Origin of the sequence: Pseudomonas oryzihabitans, from assembly GCF_007665395.1 — a bacterium.
GTDB classification, from domain to species: Bacteria; Pseudomonadota; Gammaproteobacteria; order Pseudomonadales; family Pseudomonadaceae; genus Chryseomonas; species Chryseomonas psychrotolerans_C.
Genome location: NZ_VDND01000001.1, coordinates 575,599 through 598,310, shown reverse-complemented (window position 1 = coordinate 598,310; position 22,712 = coordinate 575,599). Strand labels below are relative to the sequence as shown.

Sequence of the window (22,712 nt, the reverse complement as noted above, 5' to 3'; positions counted from 1 at the left end):
GGGGCGGCCTAGGCGCCCATCAGCTCGCGCACGCGACTCGCCAGGTGGTCGACGGCGAAGGGCTTGGTCAGGATCGCCATGCCCGGATCCAGGTGGCCATTGCCGATGGCGGCGTTTTCCGCATAGCCCGTGATGAACAGCGTCCTGAGCTCCGGTCGCGACTGGCGCGCCGCATCGGCCAGCTGCCGGCCGTTCATGCCACCGGGCAGGCCGACATCGGTGATCAGCAGATCGATGTCCACGTCGGATTGCAGAATCTTCAGGCCGCTCAGGCTGTCGCTGGCTTCGATGACGGCGTAGCCGAGATCGCCGAGGATGTCCATGACCAGCATCCGCACCGTGGGCTCGTCGTCGACGACGAGCACTGTCTCGCCCTGAGCGGCGCCGGCCACGGCTTCGCGCTGGCCGAGACCCTCGTCTCCCGGCGCTTCACCCAGGTAGCGCGGCAGGTAGATGCACAGGGTGGTGCCCTGGCCCAGCTCGGAGTAGAGGCGGACCTGTCCGCCCGACTGGCGGGCGAAGCCGTAGATCATCGACAGGCCCAGCCCGGTGCCCTGGCCGATGGGCTTGGTGGTGAAGAAGGGCTCGAACACCCGGGCGGCGACCTCGGGCGGGATGCCGACCCCGGTATCGGTCACGCACAGCGACAGGTACTGACCCTCCGGCAGCTCCTGGGCCCGGGCGGTCTCGCGGTCCATCCAGCGGTTGGCGGTCTCGATGGTGATACGGCCACCGTCGGGCATGGCGTCGCGGGCATTGATGCAGAGGTTGAGCAGGGCGTTCTCCAGCTGGCTGGGGTCCACCAGAGCCGGCCAGAGGCCGGCGGCGCCCACCGTCTCGACCTGGATGCCCGGGCCCACGGTCCGCTGGATGAGTTCGGTGAGCCCATCGATCAACTGGTTGACGTCGACCGGGCGCGGCGCCAGGGTCTGGCGCCGGGAGAAGGCCAGCAACCGGTGGGTGAGGGCGGCGGCGCGCTTGGCCGCGCCCTGGGCGGCCACCAGGTAGCGGTCGAGATCGCGCAGGCGGCCCTGGGCGATGCGCGTCTCCATCAGTTCGAGAGCGCCCGAGATCCCGGCCAGCAGGTTGTTGAAGTCGTGGGCGAGGCCGCCGGTCAACTGGCCGACGGCTTCCATCTTCTGCGACTGGCGCAGCTTTTCCTCGGCCTGCATCAACTCGGCCGAGCGTTCGGCCACCCGGCTTTCCAGGGTGTCGTTGAGGGCGCGCAGGGCGGCCAGCGCCTTGTCACGTTCCGCTTCCACGGCACGGCGCTCCTCGACGTCGATGAGCACGCCGGGAAAGCGCAGGGGTGTGCCATCGGCGGCGTGGTCGACGCGACCATTGGCCTCGATCCAGTAGTAGCGACCGTCCGCCCGGCGGACCCGGTACTGATGGGCGAAGGGACCGCCCTGGGCGACCACGGTCTTGAGGGCATGGGCCAGTCCGTCCTGGTCGTCCGGATGGACGTTGGCGACCACTTGGGCCAGGCTCAGGCCCTCGTGGCCCAGCTGCGGATCGAGGCCGAACACCGTGGCGAAGGCGTCGTCGACGGTGAATCGGTCGGTGGGCAGGTCCCAGTGCCAGGTGCCGATGATGGCCCCGGCGGAGAGGGCCAGCTGGACCCGCTCGATGTTCTCCCGGGCCAGGGCCTCGCTGACGCGCAGGCGTTCCTGGGCATTGCGGCGCTCGGTCACGTCGCTGAAGAGGATGGCGATCTGGCGTTCGTCCGGATCGCCCACCCGCACCGCACGCACGTCGAACCAGCGCTCGAAGGTGTTGGCGTAGTTCTCGAAGGTGGCCGGCTCGCCGGTCTTGGCCACATGACCGTAGGTATCGAACCAGAACTGCTCCAGGTTGGGGGCGAATTCGGTCACCCACTTGCCACGCAGATTGACCCCGGCTTGGCGTTCGAAAGCCGGGTTGGCTTCCAGGAAGCGGTAGTCGACGGGCCTGTCGTCGGCATCGAACTTGACCTGGACGATGGCGAAGGCCGAGCCGATGGTCTCGATGATGGCGCGGAAGCGCTCTTCGCTCTTGCGCAGCGCGGTCTCGGCGGTTTGCAGCTGGCTCATGTCGAGCAGGGCGCCGATCATGCGCAGGGGGCGGCCGTAGGCATCGCGAATCACCCGGCCGCGGTCGAACACCAGGGCATAGGAGCCATCGGCGCGGCGGAAGCGGTACTCATCGGTCCAGACCTGCGCATCGCCGTGGATCACCGCATGGATGGAGGTATCGACGCGCAGGCGGTCATCCGGATGGATCTGCGCGAGCCACCAGGCGCCCGTGGGCTCCACGGTCTCCAGCGGATGGCCATAGGCGGTGGTCAGGGCTTCGTTCCAGAGGATCTGTCCGCTGGTGAAATCCCAGTCCCAGATGGCGTCGTTGGTGGCCTCGGCGACCAGCCGGTAGCGCTCCTGGCTTTCTTTCAGCGCCAGACCCGCCAGGTGTTCGACGGTCCGGTCGCGCAGAATCTTGACGAAGCCCAGGGGTTCGCCGTCGTCATCGGTGAGGGACATCATTTCGCCCGAGGCCCAGAAGCGCTGGCCGTCCTCGCGCAGATGCCAGCGTTCGTCCAGGGCGCTGCCGTCACGCAGCGCCTTGGCCATCTCGTATTCGCCGCGCCGATTGGCACTGTCTTCGGGGGTGAGCAGGCGGGACGCATCCTGGCCGATCATTTGTTCGGCGCTCCAGCCGGTGACCTGCTCGGCGCCCGGATTCCAGTCGGTGATGCGACCCTGGCGGTCACTCACCACGATGGCGAACTGGGTGGTGCTCTCCAGGACGGCGCGGCTCCGCGCCTTGGCGCGCAGACCAGAGGCGTCGGCACCGGTGGCCGGCTGGACGGCGAGATCCTGCACAGCGGCGCGCAAGCGCAGGACTTCGGCCTCGAGTTCCTCGCGCGTCAGCGCGGCCAGGGGTACCTCACTCATCGGACTGGGAATCCTCGGGGCAATGGGTATGAACGTCGTTCGACCGCAAAAACGCCCGAGTGTGGCGGCACGGCGCAACGCGGGAAAGGCCTTGCCGCTGATCGGCAAGCGGCGGAAACGGCTGCGCTGCGAAGCCGCCTGGCTGACCGACGAACACCAGCGAAACGGTGGCCCGGCGCGACGTCTAGGCTAGAGCAGGGCAGGCGAAGCGGCGGCTGGCGACCCAGGCTGCAGGGCCAGCGGTGGGTTGCAGCGTGGGGGCGGTCCGCGCCCAGGGGACGAACGGTCGGTGGCTGGAACCCCGTCGCCGGAACCGGCCTCTACGAAGGCACGAGGCGGTCGTCATGAACGCCAGCCCCCGAACGAACCGCACAGAGGCATCCGCGCATGGCCACGGCATCTTCCTCCTCCCCAGCGGCGCTCAGACGCGCCATCTCCCTGCCCATGCTGCTGTTCTTCATCCTCGGCGATGTGCTGGGCGCCGGGGTCTATGCGCTGGCGGGCACCATCGCCGGGCGGGTCGGCGGCGCCATCTGGGCACCGTTGCTGATCGCCCTGCTGTTCGCGCTGCTCACCGCCGCCTCCTATGCCGAGCTGGTCACCAAGTATCCCAAGGCGGGCGGCGCCGCGGTCTTCGCCGAACGCGCCTTCGGCCGGCCCTGGCTGTCGTTCCTGGTGGGCTTTTCGATGCTGGCCGCCGGTGTCACCAGCGCCGCGGGCCTGGCGGTGGCTTTCGCCGGCGGCTACCTGCACGCCCTGGTGCCCTGGCCGAGTGCCTGGGTGTGCCTGGGATTCCTGCTGGTGGTAGGGCTGCTCAATGCGCGCGGCATCAAGGAATCCCTCGCGGTCAACTTGGTCATGACGCTGATCGAGCTATCGGGCCTGGTGATCGTCATCGTCGCCGCTGCCTGGTTCGTCGCCCAGGGGCAGGGCGATCCGGCGCGGTTGCTGGAGGTCGATGCGCCCTCGGCTGGCGTGGCCATCCTCGGCGCCTCGCTGCTGGCCTTCTATTCCTTCGTCGGCTTCGAGACCTCCGCCAACCTCGCCGAGGAGGTGCGGGACGTCAGCCGGGTCTATCCGCGCGCGCTGTTCGGCGCGCTGGTGATCGCCGGGATCGTCTACCTGCTGGTCGGCGCGGGTGCGGCCCTGGTGCTGCCGGTCGAGCAACTCAAGCGCTCGGGCGCGCCCCTGATGGATGTCCTGGGCGCGTCGGGCCTGGGCGTGCCGACGCGGCTGTTCGCCGTCATCGCCCTGATCGCCGTGGCCAACGGCACGCTGCTGACCCTGATCATGGCCAGCCGCCTGGCCTATGGCATGGCACGCCAGGGGCTGCTCCCTTCGATCCTCGGCCGGGTGCTGCCACGGCGCCGCACGCCCGGGGTCGCCATTCTCGTCACCACCGCGGTGGCCATCGCCCTGACCTTCACCAGCACCCTGGATGTGCTGGCGGAAACCGTCGTGCTGCTCCTGCTGGTGGTGTTCATCAGTACCAACCTGGCGGTGCTGGTGCTCAAGCGCGAGCGGGTGGACCGCCCGCACTTTCGGGTGCCCTGGATCTTTCCGCTGCTGGCGCTCGCGTCCTGCGCGTTGCTGATCGCCCAGCAGGGCGCCGCCACCTGGCTGAGGGCGGGGCTGATGCTGCTGGTGGGCGGGGTGCTCTATGGCCTGACCCGGCTGGCCGGCGCGCGGGCGGCCGCGGCCTGAGGCCTGGATCGGCCGCTGGGCGCCGCCCGGGCGTCAGGGGGCGACCAGCTCGTACAGGGTCTTCATGTCCGCCGGCTTGGTCAGGTGATGGTCGAAACCGGCGGCCAGGGCCTCGGCTTTGTCGTCCGCCTGGCCCCAGCCGGTCATGGCGATCAGCGTGACCGCCTGGCCCGCCGGGGTCTGGCGGATGGCGCGCGCCAGCTGATGGCCGGTCAGGCCCGGCATGCCGATGTCGGAGATGACGATGTCGGCGCCGTGCTGCTGGAAGGCCTCCAGGGCCGCCTGGCCATCGTAGGCGATGCGTACCTCGTGGCCGTCCAGCTCCAGCAGTTCGGCGATGGTGTCGGCGATGTCGGGGTTATCGTCGGCGACGAGGATCCGCCGCGTGGCGGACGCCGCGGGGGCCGTGGCGGCTGCCGGCAGGGCGGTGGGCGGGGCGACGGTGAGCGGCAGGGTCACGGTGAAGCGGCTGCCCAGGCCGAGTCCGGCGCTCGCGGCCGTGATGTCGCCGCCCTGCAGGCGCGCCAGCTCGCGGGAGAGGGCGAGGCCGATGCCCAGGCCGGGGGAACGCTCCGCCAGGCGCGGATCGATCTGGCCGAACATCTTGAACAGGGCAGCCAGCTGGTCGGCCGCGATGCCGATACCGGTGTCGGCGATCTCCACCCGGACCTCGTCGTCTTCCTCCCGCACCGTCAGGGTGATCCGCCCGCCCACCGGGGTGTAGCGCGCGGCATTGCCCAGCAGGTTGAGGAAGATCTGCTCGAGGCGCAGCGGGTCCGCGTACAGCCAGACCGGTGCCTCGGGCAGGTGCAGCTCGAAGGCCTGGCCCTTGTCCTGCATCACCGTCAGCGCCGCGTCGGCGACCGAGTCGAGCACGGCCTGGAGGCTGACGAAGTCGTTGTGCAGGGTGATCCGGCCAAAGGTGATGCGCGAGATATCCAGGAGGTCATTGAGCAGGGCGCTCATGCGCTCCACCTGGCGATCGATGGTTTGGCAACTGCGCCGCTGCTGCTCGAGGGTGGCCGTCGGTGCGGCGATCAGGGCCGCCGCGTGGCGAATGGGCGCCAGCGGATTGCGCAATTCATGGGCCAGGACGGCGAGAAATTCGTCCTTTTGTCGGTCGGCGTCGCGCAGCAGCTGTTCCTGGCGCTTGCGCTCGCTGATATCCAGGAACCAGACCGCCACGTTGCCATCGAAGGGCGTCCCGCTGACCTGCAGCCACTGCGGGATGTCGGCGATTTCGGGGCCCTGCAGCTCCAGGGACCAGGTCGCCTCGCCGCTGTGGTCCTGGCAAAGCTGGAGGATGCGGGCACTGGCCCAGGCGTACCCGGGTGCCGCCGGGGTCTCGTCCAGCCCCAGGGTGCGCGCGCCGATCGGATTGAGATAGTCCCAGGCGAAGACCCGCTCGGCCGTGGGGATGGCGATGCCGAAGCAGATCAGCGAGCTTTCCAGGGCCACGTGCAGGCGCCGTTGCGAGCGCAGCGCGGCGTCCTGGATGCGCGCGCGGTCAATCACCAGCACCGCCTTGGAGGCGCACAGATCGGCCAGGCGCTGCTCCCGTGGCGTGGGCTCGCGCGGCTCCAGCAGGTGGATCGTCAGGGCGCCGAGGGTGCCGTGCAGGGCGCTGTGCAGCGGCACGGCATGCAGGGCAGCGAAGCCTTCGCCGCGACCGATGGCGGCCAGCGCGGCGAACTCCTGAGTGGTGTCGAGATCGCCAACCACGACCCGGCGCTGGGTCCGGATGGCCGCGTCGCAGGCGCTTTCCGCGGGCATCAGGGCGACCAGCCGTTCCCGGGTCTGGGTGGAAAAGCCCGCGGCGAAATACAGCTGCGGCTTTTGGTCGTCGTCCAGCAGCGACACGCAGCCGAAGGGCGTCTGGTGGAAGCGACACAGCACCGCCAGGATCTCCTGCAGTTGCTGCGGCAGCGAGGGGAGTTGCAGCAACCGATGGTTCAGCCGCTGCAGGATTTCCAGATCGGCCACCTGGAGCTGTAGCTCCTCCTGGCTCTGCTGCAGTTCCCGCAGGTAGTCGTCGCGCTGCTCCTCGATGAGGTGGCGCGCTTCCGCCGCGGCCAGCAGCGCCTGGCCCACCTGCTGGATCTCCAGCACGTCGCTGGGCGGCAAGACCGGCGGCAGCCGTTGGCCGAAGGCCTCGGCGGCGTCCTGCAGGGCCTGCACCGGACGGCTGATGCGCCGTGACAGCAGCAGGGCGACCGCCCAGGCGAGGATGACCGACAGCAGCAGTCCGCCGCCATAGAGCGCGAAGGAGCGGGTGGCCGCCGCCGCGACCTCCTGGGTGGGGATGGCCGTGGTCACCGTCCAGCCCGAGTCGGGCAGACGGACGAAGGCCGTGTAGACCTCATGGCCTTCACGGGTCCGGGCGATGCCGACGCCTTCTTCGCCGGGTTGCGCCAGGATCCGGGCCAGTCCCGGCAGCGCCGGCTGGCCCACGCTCTCGCTGTGCAACGCGGTGCGCGCTATGCGCAGGCCATTGCGATCGAACACCGAGCCGATCCAGTCCTTCGGCAAGGTGCGGGTCACTCGCGCATCCCGGATGCTTTCCGGGGTCATCACGGCCGTCAGCACGAAATTCAGTTGGTCGTCACCCAGCACCGGCACGCGCACCGGAAAGGCGAGCAAGCCAGACGGACCCCGGCCCAGTTGCCCGATCACCGGCCGGCGGCGGGCGACCACCTCGGCGAAGCTGGCCGGCTCGGCCAGCGGCCCCCCCGGCGTGCGGTTGTGGGTGGAGATCCGCCGGACGATCTGGCCATCGGGGGAGGCCACCAGCACCGCCCGCCAGCCCGGTACCAGGGGCAATACCCGCTCGACGAGCGTGGCGAAGCCATCGAGGTTGCCTGCCAGCAACAGGGGCGACTCAGCCAGCGCCTGGAGGATGGTCACCGAGCGGCGTAATTCGATCTCGATGATGGTGGCCGCCTGACGGCTGGATTCCAGCGCACGCTGTTCGGCTTCGCGCTGTTGCTGCTGCACCAGCAGCCAGAGACCGAGGCCGGCGACCAGCGCCAGCGGCACTATGCCGGCGAAGGCGATCGCCAGCAGGCGGTTGCGGAGGGGGACCAGACGAGCAGGGGGATTCATCGACGGCGACATGTCGGCTTCAAGGGGCGGAGAGGCGCTCATTCTAGCCTCAATCCCCCTGGCGTTTTGCCAGCCGCGACGCCCTGTTACAGAACCGTTTCAGCTACCGCGAAGCCGCGTCAGCTCTGGGCTGCGGCTTGAAACGGAGCGGCCGTTCATCGGCGATGAATGGGCATTCAGCCCCTGCGGCGGGTGCCGAACAAAGAATCGAACACGTTGCTCACTGCCCCGGAGTTGCTCCATGCGTACCCTGAAGTTGTCGGCCCGCTCGGCCCTTTGTTTCGCCACCATCACCCTGCTGCTACTGGTGCTCGCCGTCACCTCCGCCGTAGGCCTCAACTCGCTTTACAAAGCCGAACAGGATGTCGAGACCAACTGGATGGCCAGCATCGCGCAAACCGCGAAGATGGATACCCGGGTGCTCAGGTTGCGCCTGGAGACCTTTCGCATCGTGGCGACGGACGACCAGCAGCTGAAGCAGACCACGGCCACCGCCATTGCGCAGGTTCGCAGTGAGCTGCGCAAGGACGTCGCCGACTACAAGGCCTTGATCGCTTCGCCGGAAGAGCAGCGGCTGGCCGATGCCGTCGATACTGGCGTCAAGGCCTACGATGAGCGCCTGGACGAGATCCTGACCATCGCCCGGACCCGTCCCAATAACGAAGGCATAGCCTACGTCAACACGCACATCCGTCCGCTCACCAATGCCTTGCAAGAAAAAATCGTGGCCCTGGCCGAGTACAACGAGCGGGGTGCCAAGCAGGCCGGCCAGCTCGCGGGACAGACCTATAGCAGGAGCCTCTGGCTGCTCGGGGTGATCTCGGTGCTGACCGTGGTGCTCGCCGTGCTCTACACCCGTAGCATCCTCCAGCCGCTGCGCCAGGTGCTGGGGATCAACCAGCGCATCGCCGCGGGCGACCTGCGGGTCGCCGCCGAGGCCAGCGGTCGTGACGAGATGGCCGAGCTGATGAAGGCCACGGTGCAGATGCAGCAGACCCTGCGCGAGACCGTCAGCCACATTGGCGAGGCCTCCACCCAACTGGCCTCCGCCGCCGAGGAGATGAATGCCGTCACCGAGGAAGCCAGCCGTGGCCTGCAGCGGCAGAACGGCGAGGTGGAACAGGCGGCGACCGCGGTCAACGAGATGACCGCGGCCGTCGAGGAGGTGGCGCGCAACGCCGCCTCGGCGTCGGCCTCGGCGCAACAATCGGAACAGTCCACCGGCGTCGGCACGGCCCGGGTCACCGAAACCGTCAAGGCCATCCATGGCCTGACCACTACCGTCTCTCGTACCAGCGAGCAGATCGTCGAGCTGGCGCAGCAGGCCCAGGGCATCGCGACGGTGGTCGACGTGATCCGCGGCATCGCCGAGCAGACCAACCTGCTGGCCCTGAACGCGGCCATCGAGGCGGCGCGCGCCGGTGAGCAGGGCCGCGGCTTCGCCGTGGTCGCCGACGAGGTGCGGGCGCTGGCCCATCGCACCCAGGAATCCACCCGGGAGATCGAGCAGATGATCGGTGGCATCCAGAACGGATCGGAAGGCGCCGTGCAGGCCAAGCGCAGCCGCGACGAGGCCACCGCCACCCTGAAGATCGCCAACGAAGCCGGCGCCGCCCTGGCGGAGATCGGCCGTTCCATCACCGCGATCAACGAGCGTAATTTCCTCATCGCCACGGCGTCGGAGGAGCAAGCCCAGGTCGCCCGGTCGGTGGACCAGAATCTGGTCAGCATCCGCGACCTGTCGATCCAGACGTCGGCCGGCGCTCACCAGACCGCCGCGGCCGCCCATGAGGTATCCCGCCTGGCGGTGGATATGCATCGCCTGGTCGGTCGCTTCTCGGTCTGATCGAGCATCGCTGCGGGTACTTTGCTAATGCCCCAACAGCGACTCAGCTCCAGCGCTGGGCAAGGGAAGCCCTCTGTACCTGGGTCGCTCAGCGCGGTGGCGCGAGGTGCCACTATTGGGCAAGGAGTAACTTGGCAGGCGGCTTCCAGAGCAGGGAAGTAAGCGAGGGGATGCTTCAGGACCATGGCGAAGGCGTCGTCGCCCGTTAGATCCACCGCACCGGAGCAACACGTCGCTCCGGTGTGGCCGACGAATGGCATTCCCGGCAGGCGTCGGCGCTTGACGCCTGCAAGCGAGACGAGGGTGGCCGGAGCCCGCCGGCACTGGAACCAAGCCACTCACGGCCAGCCGAAAGCTAAGATCATAAGCTGCCAGATGTGCCTCCCATGCAGACAACTACAAGAGTCCTCACCGGCCAACTGACAGGTTCTAAGCCCGTGGTCTTCGAACCTGCCCAGTCCCTGTACGCGGAGTTGCTGGTACCCAACCCTGACGCTGCCGCGCGTCAGCGCGCCCGACTCTTTCTCGACGACCAACTGCAGGCGGTAGTCGGCATGACCGCCGACCTGCCGGAAGACCCCGAGGGCCTGGAAGCCTGGGTGCTGGAGAACAACACCCGGGTCGGCGCCCAGTACCGCGACTACCTGGCCGCACGCAAGGCCGGGGCGCCGCGCCGCTATTTCGGCAGCAAGGCCCATGCGCTGTACTTCTTGCGCGGCGTGGCGCCGACCAAGCTGGTGGATGGCGCCTGGCTCTATGGCACCCTGGCCCACTGGGACGACCTGCGCTATCGCGCCGCCATCCAGATCTACCTGGAAGAACTGGGCGACGGCCAGCCGGACAAGAATCACGTGGTGCTCTATCGCAAGCTGCTGGCCAGCCACGGCTGCGAGGACTTCGCCGACCTGAGCGACGACCACTATGTGCAGGGCGCCATTCAGCTGGCCCTGGCCCATCACGCCGATCACTACCTGCCCGAGGTGCTGGGCTTCAACCTTGGCTACGAGCAACTGCCGCTGCACCTGTTGATCACCTCTTACGAGCTCAACGAACTGGGCATCGATCCCTATTACTTCACCCTGCACGTGACCGTCGACAATGCCGGCACCGGCCATGCGCGCAAGGCCTTGCAGGCGGTGCACGACGCCCTGCCGGCCGAAGGCCGCGCGGCCTTCTACCAGCGCGTGATCCAGGGCTATCTGCTCAACGAACTGGGCGCCAGCACCACCTCGGTGATCGCGAGCTTCGACCTGGAGCAGGCGGTGATCGAGGTGCTGGCGGAAAAGAGCAGCGTTGGCCGCTATGTGCATTCCGACTATTGCCGCATCGGCGGGCGCAGCGTCAGCGACTGGCTCTACGATCCGTCGCAGATTCCGGACTTCCTCCAGGTGATGCAGGAACAGGGCTGGATCAAGCGCCACGAGGACCCGACCAACAGCCGCTTCTGGCGACTGATCCAAGGCGAACGCGCGGAGATGTTCGGCGTCTTCACCGCCTACGAGCAGCAACTGATCCACGACTGGATCGCCGGCGATTTCGTGCACGACGGTGCCCGCAAGCAGGCCACTGGCGAGCGGGTGGCCGTACTGCCGCGCCGCGAAGTGAGCTTTCGCGCCCGCCAGCGCCAGCAGGAACGCCTGTGCCCGGCGCTGGAAGCGGAACAGGGCGGGGCGGCTAATGCGAGCAGGGCCCAGGCCAGCGACTTCGACAGTGAGGAGGCCGCACTGGAGCAACGGCTGGCGAGTCAACCCAGTCGCGCCGCCGCCATGACGCTGCTGGTCGAGCAGCTGTCGCCCGCGCGCCATCACAGCCGCGCCGGCCTGCTGGCGACGCGGTTGTTCGTCTCGCTGTTGGGCTGACGCCCAGGCCAGGACCCGCGCGGGTCCTTTTCATTTCGATTGCCATTCAAGGACCTGCCCGTGACGGCCATGGAACACCCCGAACACCCCGCGACGACCCCGGACCCGGCCAAGGCGCTGGAGCTGCTGGTCGAGACGCTGCGTGCAGCCGACTATCACTTCATCACCCCGACCCCGGCCTCTCACGCTCGGGTCAATGCCCGACCCGGCAATGCCTGGGCGCGGGATCTGCAAGGCATCTTCGGCTGGAGCCGGCCGTTTTCCCGCGAGCTGCTGCCGGAGTCCCTCATCGACGCCCTGGCCGCGGCCGAGCTGCTGACCCCCGTGCCGGGCGGCTGGCGCAGCCGGGTACGAGTATCCAGCCTGGGCGATCAGCTATTCGTGCATTCCGCCTATCCCACCGAGGAGGCCGATGCGGTGTTCTTCGGCCCCGACACCTACCGCTATGCCAATGCCCTGGAAGCCCAGTTGCGCTTCGAGACCGGCGCCATCCGCCGCGCGGTGGACATCGGCAGTGGCGCCGGCCCCGGCGCCATCCTGGTGGCCCTGGCGCGGCCCGATGCCGAGGTGCTGGCGGTGGACATCAACCAGCGGGCCCTGGCGCTGACCCGGGTCAATGCCACGCTCGCCGGGGCCGACAATCTGCAGGCGTGCTACAGCAACCTGCTCAAGGACGTGGACGGTGACTTCGACTTCATCCTGTCCAATCCGCCCTATCTGGTCGACCCGGGCGAGCGCGCCTATCGCCATGGCGGCGGCCCGCTGGGCGCCGGCCTGTCGCTGGCCATCCTCGACACGGCGCTGCAGCGCCTGGCCCCGGGTGGCACCCTGCTGCTCTATACCGGCGTGGCCATGGTCGAGGGGCGCGATCCCTTCCTGGAAGAGGTTCAACTGCGCCTGGCCGGCGGTAGCTTCGCCTGGCGCTATCGCGAACTGGACCCGGATGTCTTCGGCGAAGAGTTGGAGGCGGGAGTCTATGCCCATACCGACCGCATCGCCGCGGTCGTGTTGACGGTGACGCGACCGGGCTGACCGCAGGCTACACTGGCGGGCGGAAAACGACCGCCCCGTCCCCTGCCCAGGAGCCCGCCATGCAACTGCTGCTGAACCAGACCTCGCCGTACGCCCGCGCCGCGCGCGTCACCGCTCTCGAAGCCGGCCTCGGTGAGCGCCTGGAGCTGGTATGGAGCGATCCCTGGAAGGAGGATGCGCGGCTGCTGGCCGCCAATCCGGCCAACAAGGTGCCGGTGCTGATCACCGATGACGGCACCGCGCTCAGCGAAACCCTGCTGATCTGCGTCCATCTGCATCAGCTGGCCGGCGGTAGCCCGCTGTCGTCCGAGCGCCTGCAACTGGCCGGCCTCGGCCAGGGCCTGATCGACGCCGCCTTCGCCACGGTGATTGGCCGCAAGCAGGGCGGCGCGGCCCAGGATGACAGCCTGCTCGGCGCACGCCGCCTGGCGGCCATCGACCGGTTGCTGGCGCGCCTGGAAGAAACCGCCGCGATGGATGCCGAAGCCCTCGATTTCGGCCATTACCTGACGGCCGTCGGCCTGGACTACCTGAGCTTCCGCCTGCCAGAAATCGACTGGTCCGGGCAGCGGCGACTGGTGGCCTTCCACCAGCGCCTCATGGCGCGCCCCAGCTTCAGCGCGACGACCTTCCAATAGGGCAGGAAACCCACGCGGCTCGCCGTGTGGGAGCGTCCTACAACTCGATCAGGATCTTCAGGTGGGTCCCGGCCTTGTCCAGCAGCGCCTCGAAGCCCTGTTCCACCACGTCGTCCAGGGCGATATGGCGGGTGACGATCTTCTCGGCCGGCAACTGGCCGCTGGCGATGAGGGCCGCCACCTGGGGCCACATCAGGGTGGAGTAGGCCCAGGAGCCGCGCAGGTCGACGTCCTTGTAGGTCAGGGTGAAGCCATCCAGCGCCGGTGGCTTGCCCTGCATGCCCACCTGGACCACCACGCCCTGGCGGCGCACCGCTTCCAGGCACAGCCCCAGCGGCGCCTCGGCGCCGACGCATTCGAAGGCCACGTCCACGCCGACCCCACCGGCGGTGTGGGCGCGCACCTCGCGCAACACGTCGGTGCTGCCGGGATTCAGGGTGATCAGGCCGTCCACCAGGCGGCGGGCCATTTCCAGGCGGTTGTCGTTGAGATCGACCAGGAAGATGCGGGTGGCGCCTGCGGCACGGGCGGCCAGGATCTGCAGCTGGCCGATGGGCCCGGCGCCGGCCACCAGCACGGTGTCACCGGGTTTCACCCCGCCGCGGTGGACGGCATAGACGGCCACCGCGGCGGGCTCGATCAGCGCCGCGTGCTCGGTGCTGAGGTCGTCCGGCATGGGCACGGCATTGTAGTCCTCCACCAGCGAGTACTCGGCCATGCCGCCCCAGGGATGCGACAGGCCAATGATGGCCAGTTGTTCGCTGAGCTGGTACTGGCCACGGCGACCGTAGTGGTCGTCCCGCGGCGAGACCATGGGCTGGATGGACACCCGGTCGCCGACCTTCACCGCCGTCACCTGGCTGCCCACCGCCTCCACCACCCCCGAATACTCGTGGCCGAGGATCTGCGGCACCCTGCCGCCGGTATAGCTATGGGGTTCCGTGGGGATGAAGATGGGGCCGCCGACATATTCGTGCAGGTCGGTGCCGCAGATGCCGCAGAACTGGTTCTTCACCAGCACCTGGGTCGGGCCCGGCGCGCCGGGCGACGGGATGTCTTCCACCCGGATATCGCGGGCGGCATGGAAACGGGCTGCTTTCATGATTCGACTCCTCTAGCGTTGGCAGTGGGGTAGGAAGGCCTGGATCAGGGCGTTGACCCGGTCGGCGGCTTCCATCTGCACCATGTGGCCCTGGCCCTTCAGGATCTCGACCTGTACAGCTGCGGGCAGGCCATCGGCATGCTGGACTGGAATGATGGCGTCGGCCTTGCCCCAGATCAGCAGCGCGGGCATCTCGCCGTCCAGTACCTGGCGCAGCACCTGGGCCTGCTGGCCGTTGGGGAAGAGATTGCCCGCCAGCTGGTGCAGCGCCTGGTCCACGCCTTCCAGGCGCTTGTACTTGAGCAGGTCTTCCAGCAGTGGCCGGGTGACCAGGCCGGGATCGCTGAACAGCAGGCTGACCGGGCCCTTGAGCTGGTTGCGGCTGGTGGCGGCGACGAAGCCTTGCAGATAGTCACCGTTGATCTCCTTACCCAGCCCGGCACTGCCGATCAGCACCAGGCCGGCGACCCGTTGCGGCGCCACCTGCGTAAGGTGCAGGGCGACGGCGCCGCCCATGGAGTGGCCGACCAGCACGGCGCGGGGGATGTCCAGGTGATCGAGCAGCGCCAGCACCGCGGCGCCCAGCTCGGCAAGGTCGCCCGTGGCTAGCGTCTTGCCGGACTGGCCATGGCCGGGCAGGTCCAGGGCGATCACCCGGCGCTCGGCGGCCAGGGCCTCGTGGTTGAACAGCCAGTTGTCCAGATCGCCGGAGAAGCCGTGGATCAGCACCAGCGGCAGGCCGCCTTCGCCTCGTTCCAGATAGCGCAGCGGCCGACCGTCGAGTTCGACGCGCTGGGCCTGGGGACCGGCCTCGGCGGCGTCTTCGCCACCGGGCACGAAGTCTTCCTGGAAGCGCGCGATCACCGCGTCGATCTCTTCATCACTGGCTTCGCCTTCCACCACGATGGCCAGCAGGGCGCCCACCGCCAGGGTCTCGTCCTCGCGGGCCAGGCAGCGGCGCAGGGTGCCGGAGAAGGGCGCCTCGACGCTGCTGCTGATCTTGTCGGTCTCGACGTCGAGTACCTCGTCGCCCTTGGTGATGGGGTCGCCTTCGGCCTTGAGCCAGGCATTGACCCGTCCCTCGCTCATGGACAGCCCCCACTTGGGCATGGTCAGGGTATGGATCTGGCTCATGCGGCCTGCCTCCCCTGGGTGATCTTCACTACGGCGCGCTCGATCTTGGCCGCGTCGGGGATGTAGAGGTCTTCCAGGGCGTCGGAGAAGGGCACCGGGGTATGCGGGGCGGTCACCAACTGCACCGGAGCGCGCAGGTCATCGAAGGCCTGTTCGGCGAGCAGGGCGGCGATGTCGGTGGCCACCGAACAGCGCGGATTGGCTTCGTCGATGACCACCGCGCGGCCGGTCTTTTCCACGCTTTCCAGGATGCTGTCGCGATCCAGCGGGCTGGTGGTGCGCAGGTCCAACACTTCGCAGGAGATACCCTGGCGCGCCAGGTTGACGGCGGCCTCCATGGCCAGGTGCACCATGCGGCCATAGGTGATGAGGCTGACGTCGTCACCCTCGCGCAGAAAGCTGGCCTCGCCGAAGGGGATGGCATAGGACTCCTCCGGCACCTCGCCCTGCATCCCGTAGAGCAGCTTGTGCTCGCAGAAGATCACCGGGTCGTTGTCGCGGATGGCCTGGATCAGCAGCCCCTTGGCGTCGTAAGGGGTGGCCGGGCAGACCACCTTGAGCCCGGGGATGTGGGTCCACCAGGAAGTGAGCATCTGCGAATGCTGGGCCGCGGCCCGGAGGCCGGCGCCGACCATGGTGCGCAGGACCAGCGGGGTGACGGCCTTGCCGCCGAACATGTAGCGGAATTTGGCCGCCTGGTTGAGGATCTGGTCCAGGCAGCAGCCGGCGAAGTCGACGAACATCAGTTCGCATACCGGGCGGGTGCCGCGGGCGGCAGCGCCCACCGCCGCGCCGACGTAGCCGAGCTCCGACAGCGGGGTGTCCAGCACCCGGCCGGGAAACTTGTGGTAGAGCCCCTTGGTGACCCCCAGTACGCCGCCCCAGGCGTCCTGCTCGCCGGGCGCCCCGGCGCCGCCGGCGTTGTCCTCGCCCATGAGGAAGACGGTGGGATCGCGGCGCATCTCCTGTTCCAGGGCTTCGTTGATGGCTTGCTGGTAGCTGATCTTTCTGGCCATGGTTGGCGCTCCTTGTTGTTTTCCGATCAGGCGTAGGTGACGTAGACGTCGGTGAGCAGGTCTTCCGGGCCGGGCTTGGGATCGGCCTTGGCCTTGCGCACGGCGTCCTCGATGAGCTGCTCCACCTCCTGGTCGATGCTGTCGAGCAGGGCGGGTTGCAGCTGGCCGGCGCGCGTCACCCGCTCGCGGAATTGCATGAGGCAGTCGCGCTGCTCGCGGGCCTGCTTGATCTCGTTGGGGTCGCGATAGGTCTGGGCGTCGCCCTCGAAGTGGCCGAAGTAGCGGGTGAACTTCACCTCGATCAGCGAGGGGCCTTCGCCAGCCCGGGCGCGCGCCACGGCGGCCGCGGCGGCTTCATGGACGGCGAAGAAGTCGAAGCCGTCCACCGTCACCCCGGGCATGCCGAAGCCGGCGGCGCGGTCGGCGATGTGGTCGCAGGCCACCGACCAGTTGGAGGCGGTGGCCTCGGCATAGCCGTTGTTCTCGGCGACGAAGAGGCACGGCAGATTCCACACCGAGGCCAGGTTCATGGCCTCGAACACCGCGCCCTCGTTGGAGCCGCCGTCACCGAAGAAGGCCACGGCCACGGCGTCGCTGCCCTTGAGCTTGGCCGCCAGGGCGGCACCGGCAGCCAAGGGCGCTCCGGCGCCGACGATGCCGTTGGCGCCGAGCATGCCCTTTTCCAAGTCGGCGATGTGCATGGAGCCGCCCTTGCCCTGGCAGACCCCGGTCTTCTTGCCGTAGATCTCGGCCATCATGCCGTAGACGTCCACGCCCTTGGCGATGCAATGGCCGTGGCCGCGGTGGGTGGAGGCGATGCTGTCCTCGTGACCCAGGTGGGCCATGACGCCGGCAGCCGAGGCTTCCTCGCCGGCATAGAGGTGGACGAAGCCGGGAATCTCGCCGGTGGCGAATTCCACGTGCAGCCGCTCCTCGAAGGAACGGATGGTGCGCATCACCCGGTAGGCATGGCTCAGTTGGTCGACGCTTGGGGTCTCGCTCATCTTATTGTTCTCCAGGATTGCCGAGGGCCGACGCGGGCCGGTGGCGGACCAGCAGGCGCTGCTGCGCCGCCAGTTCCAGCACCCGCTCCACGTCGATGCTCAGGGGGCCGTCGAGGTCCAGCGTCACCTGCGGACGCGCCTCGGGGCCGAATTCGATTTCCCGCTCGCCATCCAGCGCCAGGGTGCCGGCGGCCAGCGACAGCGTCCGCGGTTCGCCCGGCAAGAGCAGGCCGCTGGCGGCGATCCCGGCCTGGGCCAGCACGCCGGGGGCGAGGGGCACGGTCAGTTGCGCCGGGGCCTCGGGCTCCAGCCGCACCCAGCCACCATGGGGAGCGCTGCGCGCGACCGGATGCCAGAGGCCGCACAGTGCGGAGAGGCCGATGGCCCAAGGCTCGGCGAAGGTGGTGAAGACCTCGGCCAGGTCCTCCACCCGGGTCACTGCCCGGGCGCCGAGATAGGCCTGGCGACAGACCGCCACATCCACCAGCGCCCAGTCGCGGATGCCGCACTCCGGCACCTCCACCCGCAGTCGCTTGTTGCGCCTGAGTGCCAGCGCCGGATCGACCCGACCGCTCGCCACCAGACCGCCCGCCAGGCCGGCGCTGGTGGCCTCGCGCAATTCGGGAAAGGCATTGTTGGTGCCGGTGGACAGGGTCAGGAGCGGCAGGTCGCCCACCTCGGCGGCCACCGCCTTGTGGGTGCTGTCGCCACCGAGCACGGCGATTACCGCCGCGCCCTGGGCCAGCAACAGCCGCGCGGCGCGGCGGGTGTCGTCCACCGTCTGAGTCAGCGGCAGGTCGAGAAAGGTGAGTTCCGGCCAGCGCTGCTCCCGGGCCTGGCGACTGCCGCTGGCCTTGAGCACGGCGGCGGCGATGCCGGTCATGTCCGGCGGCAACAGTACCCGTTCCACCCCGGTGGCGCCAAAGGCCGCCAGCAGGCGCATCACCACCCCGGCCTTGTCGGTACTGGAGGTGAGGGCGGCGTTGCCGGTCAGGCGGCGCAGGTCGCGCCCCGAGGCCGGGTTGGGCAGAATGCCGACGGTTATTGGCATGGCTGACCCCTCAGGGCCTCGCCTCCGGTCGCTGGGACCGGGCCGCTGTGCCGGATTGCGCTCATGGGTCGGGCCCTCTTGTCGTTGTCTTGGGAGCGTCGCAAAGCCCTGAGCAAGGCCGGTGCCAGGTTGCTCCTGTTGCCCCGTATCCCAGTCGCGGCGCGGGTTACCGGGGCGGAGGGCGGTCGCCCTCGGCGGGGCTGGGCGAGCCAGGGCGTCTCAGGGGCGCAGCGGGGCCGTGAGACCTTGAGACGACTCGTCTCAAGGGGCGGCGGACTTGAAGGCAGCGGCTCAAGGGCGCTAAATGGACGGCAGAACAATGACCGGCCTTCCTCGCCATGACCGGAATTCAGGGAGAGACACCCATGCTGTCTGCCCAGGCGCACCACCATGCCCGTGCCATTGACCAGGCCCTGCGCGCGCCGCTGCGCAACCCCAGCCCGCCCGGCCGCATCCTCGACTCCTGGCGCCGTTCCTTCGAGCAGCACCACCTCGATCCCGGCTGCCTGCAGGGTCCGCGTATCCTGTCGCGCTACGAACTGCGTCAGCACCAGCAGGCGGCGGAAGATTTCCTGCGCGTCGCCGATGGCGAGCTGGGCGCCCTGCATGCACGGGTCGCGGCCGCCGACTACTGCGTGCTGCTGGCCGATGCCCAGGGCCGGACCCTGGACTACCGGGTGAACGATCGCCTCGGCGAAGAATGCCGCCGCGCTGGGCTCTACCTGGGTACCTGCTGGTCGGAGCAGGAGGAGGGCACCTGCGGGGTGGCCGCGGTGCTGACCGACCGGGCGCCGGTCACGGTGCACAAGGCCGATCACTTCCGCGCGGCCTTCACCGGCCTCACCTGCACCGCCGCCCCGGTGTTCGCGCCGAATGGCGAACTGCTCGGGGTGCTCGACGTCTCGGCGCCGCGTTCGCCGGACGACCGCCGCAGCCAGCTGCTGATCCAGCAATTCACCCGCGACAGTGCCCAGCGCATCGAGAATGCCTATTTCATGCACCGCGCCCAGGGTGACTGGGTGCTCTGCGGTCATGCCCAGGCCACCTACCTGGAGACCCAGCCGGAATGGCTGCTGGCCTGGGACGCCAGCGGCCACCTGACCGGCTTCAATCGCCCGGCGCGGCAACTCTGCCTCGAGCAACTCGGCTACCTGCCGCAGCGGCTGGAGGAAGTGTTCGGCCGCGATGCCGTAGCGCGACTGCGCGAAGAGGATCGCGAACCCCTGCGCCTGGGCGCGGCGCACCTCCACGCCCGGGTGCGGGCGCCGCGGCGGCGGGTAGGAACGGTCATCCCGCTGGCGCGGGCCCCGCTCGACATCGAGCCCGAGCAGGAGCCGCGGGTCACCCAGGCCCTGGCGACTGCCCAGCGGCTCTATCGCCATGGGCTGCCGATCCTCATCACCGGGGAGACCGGCACTGGCAAGGAGGTCTTCGCCCGCGCCCTGCACCAGGGTGGCGACCGGGCAACGCGGCCCTTCGTCGCCCTCAACTGCGCGGCGCTGCCGGAAAGCCTGATCGAGAGCGAATTGTTCGGCCATGCTCCCGGCGCCTTTACCGGGGCCCAGCGCCAGGGGCGCGACGGGCTGATCGTCGCGGCCGATGGCGGCACCCTGTTTCTCGACGAGATCGGCGACATGCCGCTGCTGCTACAGACCAGGTTATTGCGGGTGCTGGCCGAGGGGGAGGTGCTGCCGGTGGGCAGCGCCCAGCCACGGCGGGTGGATGTGCGGCTGGTCTGCGCCACCCACCGGGATCTGGCCGAGCGAGTCGCCGCCGGGTTGTTTCGTGAAGACCTGCTCTATCGCCTCAATGGCGCCGTCTTCCAGCTGCCGCCGTTGCGCGAGCGCGCCGACCGCCTGGCCCTGGCACGACGTCTGCTCGACGAGGAATGCGGCGAGCGGCCCGCGCCGGAGCTGGCGCCCCAGGTGCAGGAAGCCGTCCTGGCCCATGACTGGCCGGGCAATGTGCGTGAGCTGCGCAATGCGTTGCGCTACGCCTGCGCGCTCTGTGAGGGCACTTTCATCACTCTCGATCACCTGCCGGCCAGTCTGCGACCTGGCGATACGGTGGTCACCGAGACTCAGCCCGAGGTCGACAGCCCCGAGCGGCGGGCGATCCTCGCCGCCCTGGTACGGCATCGCTGGAAGGCCATCCCGACCGCCCAGGCGCTGGGGATGTCCCGGGCCACCTTCTATCGGCGCCTCAAGCTGCACGGCATTGCCATGCCGCATCGCCAGCCCGAGGCCTGAGGTCTTCCGCCGAACGGTCATGGCCTGCCTTGGCTGCCCTGGCGCAGGGCTCCTGGCGTTCAACCGAAACGGCGGTGGGCGAGCGGTCTGCCACCGCTCGGCGCTGCACGCAGGTCAGCGCCGCCGCCCAGGAGTCACACCTCAGACACAGACCCTGAGGAAGACCCCCGATGCGTACCCTGCCGTTGTTGCTCGCCGTCCCCGCCGCCCTGGCCCTGCTGAATCGCACCGCACGGCGGCGCCCCGGGCGCCCGGCTCGCGAGCAACTGGCCGGGCGGACCCTGGTCGTCACCGGCGCTTCCAGTGGCGTCGGCCGCGGCGTGGCCCTGGCGCTGGCCCAGCGCGGCGCCAACCTGGTGCTGGCCGCCCGGCGCAGCGAGGCGCTGGAGGCCCTGGCGGTGGAGGTGCAGATGGCTGGATCAACATGGCTGGATCAACAATGCCGGGGTAGTGGCGGTCGGGCGCTTCGAGGAGGTGCCACTAAAGGATCATTTGCGCCTGCTGGATACCAATGTGAAAGGCGTGGTGATCGGTAGCCACCTGGCCTTGCAGCGCTTGCGTCGCCAGGGCTACGGCCGGCTGGTCAACGTGGCCTCGGTGGACGGCGCGATTCCCCATGCCTACCAGGCCTCCTACTCGGCGTCCAAGGCCGCGGTGCTCAGTCTCGGCCGGGTGCTGCAGCAGGAATTGCGGCGCGGCCGCCAGCCGAACATCCAGCTGTCGACGGTGCTGCCCTGGGCGCTGGACACCCCGATCTGGGGCCACGCCGCCACCTACACTGGCCACCGCGCCGATCTGCCCACCAAGGATTCGCCGGACAAGGCGGTGCAGGCCATCGTCGGCGCGCTGCTGCAGCCGGAGCAGGAGATCACCGTGGGCTACAAGGCCACGCTCGCCTCCTGGGCCCATCGCCTGGCGCCCGAGCCTACCGAGCGCTTCACCGCGGCCGCCGTGCAGCGCGCCGAGATCGACTGGAATCCGCGCAAGGCCGCTAGCTCGGGCAACCTCCAGCGGCCCGATCCAGCCGGGCAGGGCGTCAGGGGGGCGAATGTCTGAGAAGTGGCAGAAGCGGCCGCTGGCTCAATGCGTCGTACCCCGCCGTCCGCGCGCGGGCGTTCCCGGACCCGAGAGGGTCAGCTGGGCGAGACCCGGGTGGCGGCGCACCGCGGCTTCCAGGCCAGGGACGAGCGCATCCTGGGTGCACAGCAAGGCGGTCGGCGCCACTTCCGCCAGCAGGCTGGCCAGCTCCGGCCAGACCGCCTCGCCGACCTGGCCCACTTCCAGCCGCGGCAACAGTGGCAAGCCTGCCCACAGCATGACCTGGCAGTGGCCGTACATCTCGGCCTGGGTGAGCGCCTCCGCTCGGGCCGACGCCGAGACCAGCATGATGCGGCTATGACCGAGCGTCACCAGTTGGCGGGTGGCCCGCTCGATACGCTGGCGACAGCCGCGGGCGGAGAGGCCGCGAAGGGCCGCTGCGCTTGGGCAGAGGGGCTGGGCGGAGGTGGTGAGCGTGCTGAACAGGTGGATGGCGGGACGGGTATCCATCGGGCGGCCTCTGCCATGGCTGAGAGGGCAAGAGATCCAGGGTGCCGGGCGTGGATGGCAGCTTCATGACAGCTGCTGGCAGGAAACTGCCTGAATCCGGGCTGCCGTCCGGAGGCAGTCGCCACTCTCCTGAAAGGCCCGGTGCAGATGCCTTGCGTTCTCCAGCGCGGCGACTAGCCTGAAGGTTGACGTTCCTTCGCCAGGAGCCTGCGTATGGACAGGTTGCAAGAACGCTTGGCCAAACTCGATCCGCCGCTGGGCCATCAACTGGAGTGGCGGGACGACGGGCTGCTGATCACGCTCATCGATCCCGATCACCATGCCCGGGTATCGCGACTGATAAAAGCCAACGAGATGCACGACATCGAACGGGTCAACCTGATCCTGTTGCACGCCATCAATGAGTTGCGCCGCAAGGGCGCCCAGGTGCCGCTCGACAAGGACACCATCCTGCTGACGAGGCTGCCGAGTGAAAAGGTCGGCAGCCCCGGCTGAGC

General features: G+C 69.0%; 17 protein-coding genes. 9 read left to right on the top strand and 8 right to left on the bottom strand.

Features of this window, described 5'->3' with window-relative positions:
• Window positions 1–8: 8 nt before the first annotated feature.
• The gene (locus tag FSV73_RS02750; RefSeq protein ID WP_145003475.1) at window positions 9–2,930 is read right to left on the bottom strand and encodes a PAS domain-containing hybrid sensor histidine kinase/response regulator; all 2,922 of its coding nucleotides are present in this window, start codon (window positions 2,928–2,930) and stop codon (window positions 9–11) included.
• A 387-nt stretch (window positions 2,931–3,317) separates the two neighbouring features.
• On the opposite strand from FSV73_RS02750, the gene FSV73_RS02745 reads away from it, so the two are divergent.
• Window positions 3,318–4,634, top strand: a complete 1,317-nt coding sequence (locus FSV73_RS02745; RefSeq protein ID WP_145003472.1) for an APC family permease — start codon at window positions 3,318–3,320, stop codon at window positions 4,632–4,634.
• Window positions 4,635–4,667: 33 nt separating this feature from the next.
• Here the strand turns inward: FSV73_RS02745 and FSV73_RS02740 are convergent, their stop codons facing one another.
• Entirely contained in the window at window positions 4,668–7,778 is a 3,111-nt protein-coding gene (locus tag FSV73_RS02740) for a response regulator (protein WP_186309140.1), read from the bottom strand.
• Window positions 7,779–7,977: 199 nt separating this feature from the next.
• Here FSV73_RS02740 and FSV73_RS02735 point away from each other — a divergent pair, with 199 nt between their 5' ends.
• From FSV73_RS02735 to FSV73_RS02720, 4 genes are all read left to right on the top strand, one after another.
• Window positions 7,978–9,582, top strand: a complete 1,605-nt coding sequence (locus FSV73_RS02735; protein ID WP_145003470.1) for a methyl-accepting chemotaxis protein — start codon at window positions 7,978–7,980, stop codon at window positions 9,580–9,582.
• A 386-nt stretch (window positions 9,583–9,968) separates the two neighbouring features.
• Complete coding sequence (locus FSV73_RS02730) at window positions 9,969–11,441, top strand: iron-containing redox enzyme family protein (RefSeq protein WP_145003467.1); 1,473 nt, start codon at window positions 9,969–9,971, stop codon at window positions 11,439–11,441.
• Window positions 11,442–11,510: 69 nt separating this feature from the next.
• The gene (locus FSV73_RS02725) at window positions 11,511–12,473 is read left to right on the top strand and encodes a methyltransferase (protein ID WP_145004195.1); all 963 of its coding nucleotides are present in this window, start codon (window positions 11,511–11,513) and stop codon (window positions 12,471–12,473) included.
• A 59-nt stretch (window positions 12,474–12,532) separates the two neighbouring features.
• Window positions 12,533–13,111 (top strand): glutathione S-transferase family protein, encoded by a 579-nt coding sequence (locus FSV73_RS02720; RefSeq protein WP_145003464.1) that lies wholly within the window; start codon window positions 12,533–12,535, stop codon window positions 13,109–13,111.
• Window positions 13,112–13,148: 37 nt separating this feature from the next.
• Here FSV73_RS02720 and FSV73_RS02715 read toward each other — a convergent pair whose 3' ends face one another.
• The 5 genes from FSV73_RS02715 to FSV73_RS02695 are packed head-to-tail and all read right to left on the bottom strand — an operon-like array spanning window position 13,149 to window position 18,418.
• Entirely contained in the window at window positions 13,149–14,213 is a 1,065-nt protein-coding gene (locus FSV73_RS02715; protein ID WP_145003460.1) for a 2,3-butanediol dehydrogenase, read from the bottom strand.
• 12 nt (window positions 14,214–14,225) lie between these two features.
• Window positions 14,226–15,347: an acetoin dehydrogenase dihydrolipoyllysine-residue acetyltransferase subunit gene (locus FSV73_RS02710; protein ID WP_145003457.1), complete on the bottom strand. Its 1,122-nt coding sequence runs from the start codon at window positions 15,345–15,347 to the stop codon at window positions 14,226–14,228.
• Window positions 15,344–16,363, bottom strand: coding sequence for an alpha-ketoacid dehydrogenase subunit beta (locus FSV73_RS02705; protein WP_145003455.1), 1,020 nt, complete (start codon window positions 16,361–16,363; stop codon window positions 15,344–15,346). The genes FSV73_RS02710 and FSV73_RS02705 overlap by 4 nt, the downstream gene beginning before the upstream one ends.
• Window positions 16,364–16,389: 26 nt before the next feature.
• A complete protein-coding gene (locus FSV73_RS02700) occupies window positions 16,390–17,367 on the bottom strand; it encodes a thiamine pyrophosphate-dependent dehydrogenase E1 component subunit alpha (RefSeq protein ID WP_145003452.1) in 978 nt (325 codons plus the stop codon).
• Between the two features lies 1 nt (window position 17,368).
• Complete coding sequence (locus FSV73_RS02695; RefSeq protein ID WP_145003450.1) at window positions 17,369–18,418, bottom strand: ATP-NAD kinase family protein; 1,050 nt, start codon at window positions 18,416–18,418, stop codon at window positions 17,369–17,371.
• Window positions 18,419–18,783: 365 nt separating this feature from the next.
• Between FSV73_RS02695 and FSV73_RS02690 the strand changes: the two genes are divergently transcribed.
• From FSV73_RS02690 to FSV73_RS02685, 3 genes are all read left to right on the top strand, one after another.
• The gene (locus FSV73_RS02690; RefSeq protein WP_145003447.1) at window positions 18,784–20,667 is read left to right on the top strand and encodes a sigma-54-dependent Fis family transcriptional regulator; all 1,884 of its coding nucleotides are present in this window, start codon (window positions 18,784–18,786) and stop codon (window positions 20,665–20,667) included.
• Between the two features lie 170 nt (window positions 20,668–20,837).
• Window positions 20,838–21,203, top strand: coding sequence for an SDR family NAD(P)-dependent oxidoreductase (locus FSV73_RS25730; RefSeq protein WP_260856012.1), 366 nt, complete (start codon window positions 20,838–20,840; stop codon window positions 21,201–21,203).
• Window positions 21,118–21,723 (top strand): SDR family NAD(P)-dependent oxidoreductase, encoded by a 606-nt coding sequence (locus tag FSV73_RS02685; protein ID WP_313955118.1) that lies wholly within the window; start codon window positions 21,118–21,120, stop codon window positions 21,721–21,723. The genes FSV73_RS25730 and FSV73_RS02685 overlap by 86 nt, the downstream gene beginning before the upstream one ends.
• Window positions 21,724–21,747: 24 nt before the next feature.
• On the opposite strand, the gene FSV73_RS02680 is transcribed toward FSV73_RS02685, so the two are convergent.
• On the bottom strand, window positions 21,748–22,215 hold the full coding sequence (locus FSV73_RS02680) for a hypothetical protein (protein ID WP_145003444.1): 468 nt from the start codon (window positions 22,213–22,215) through the stop codon (window positions 21,748–21,750).
• A gap of 213 nt (window positions 22,216–22,428) precedes the next feature.
• On the opposite strand from FSV73_RS02680, the gene FSV73_RS02675 reads away from it, so the two are divergent.
• A complete protein-coding gene (locus FSV73_RS02675; RefSeq protein WP_145003441.1) occupies window positions 22,429–22,710 on the top strand; it encodes a hypothetical protein in 282 nt (93 codons plus the stop codon).
• The last annotated feature ends 2 nt before the right edge of the window (window positions 22,711–22,712 follow it).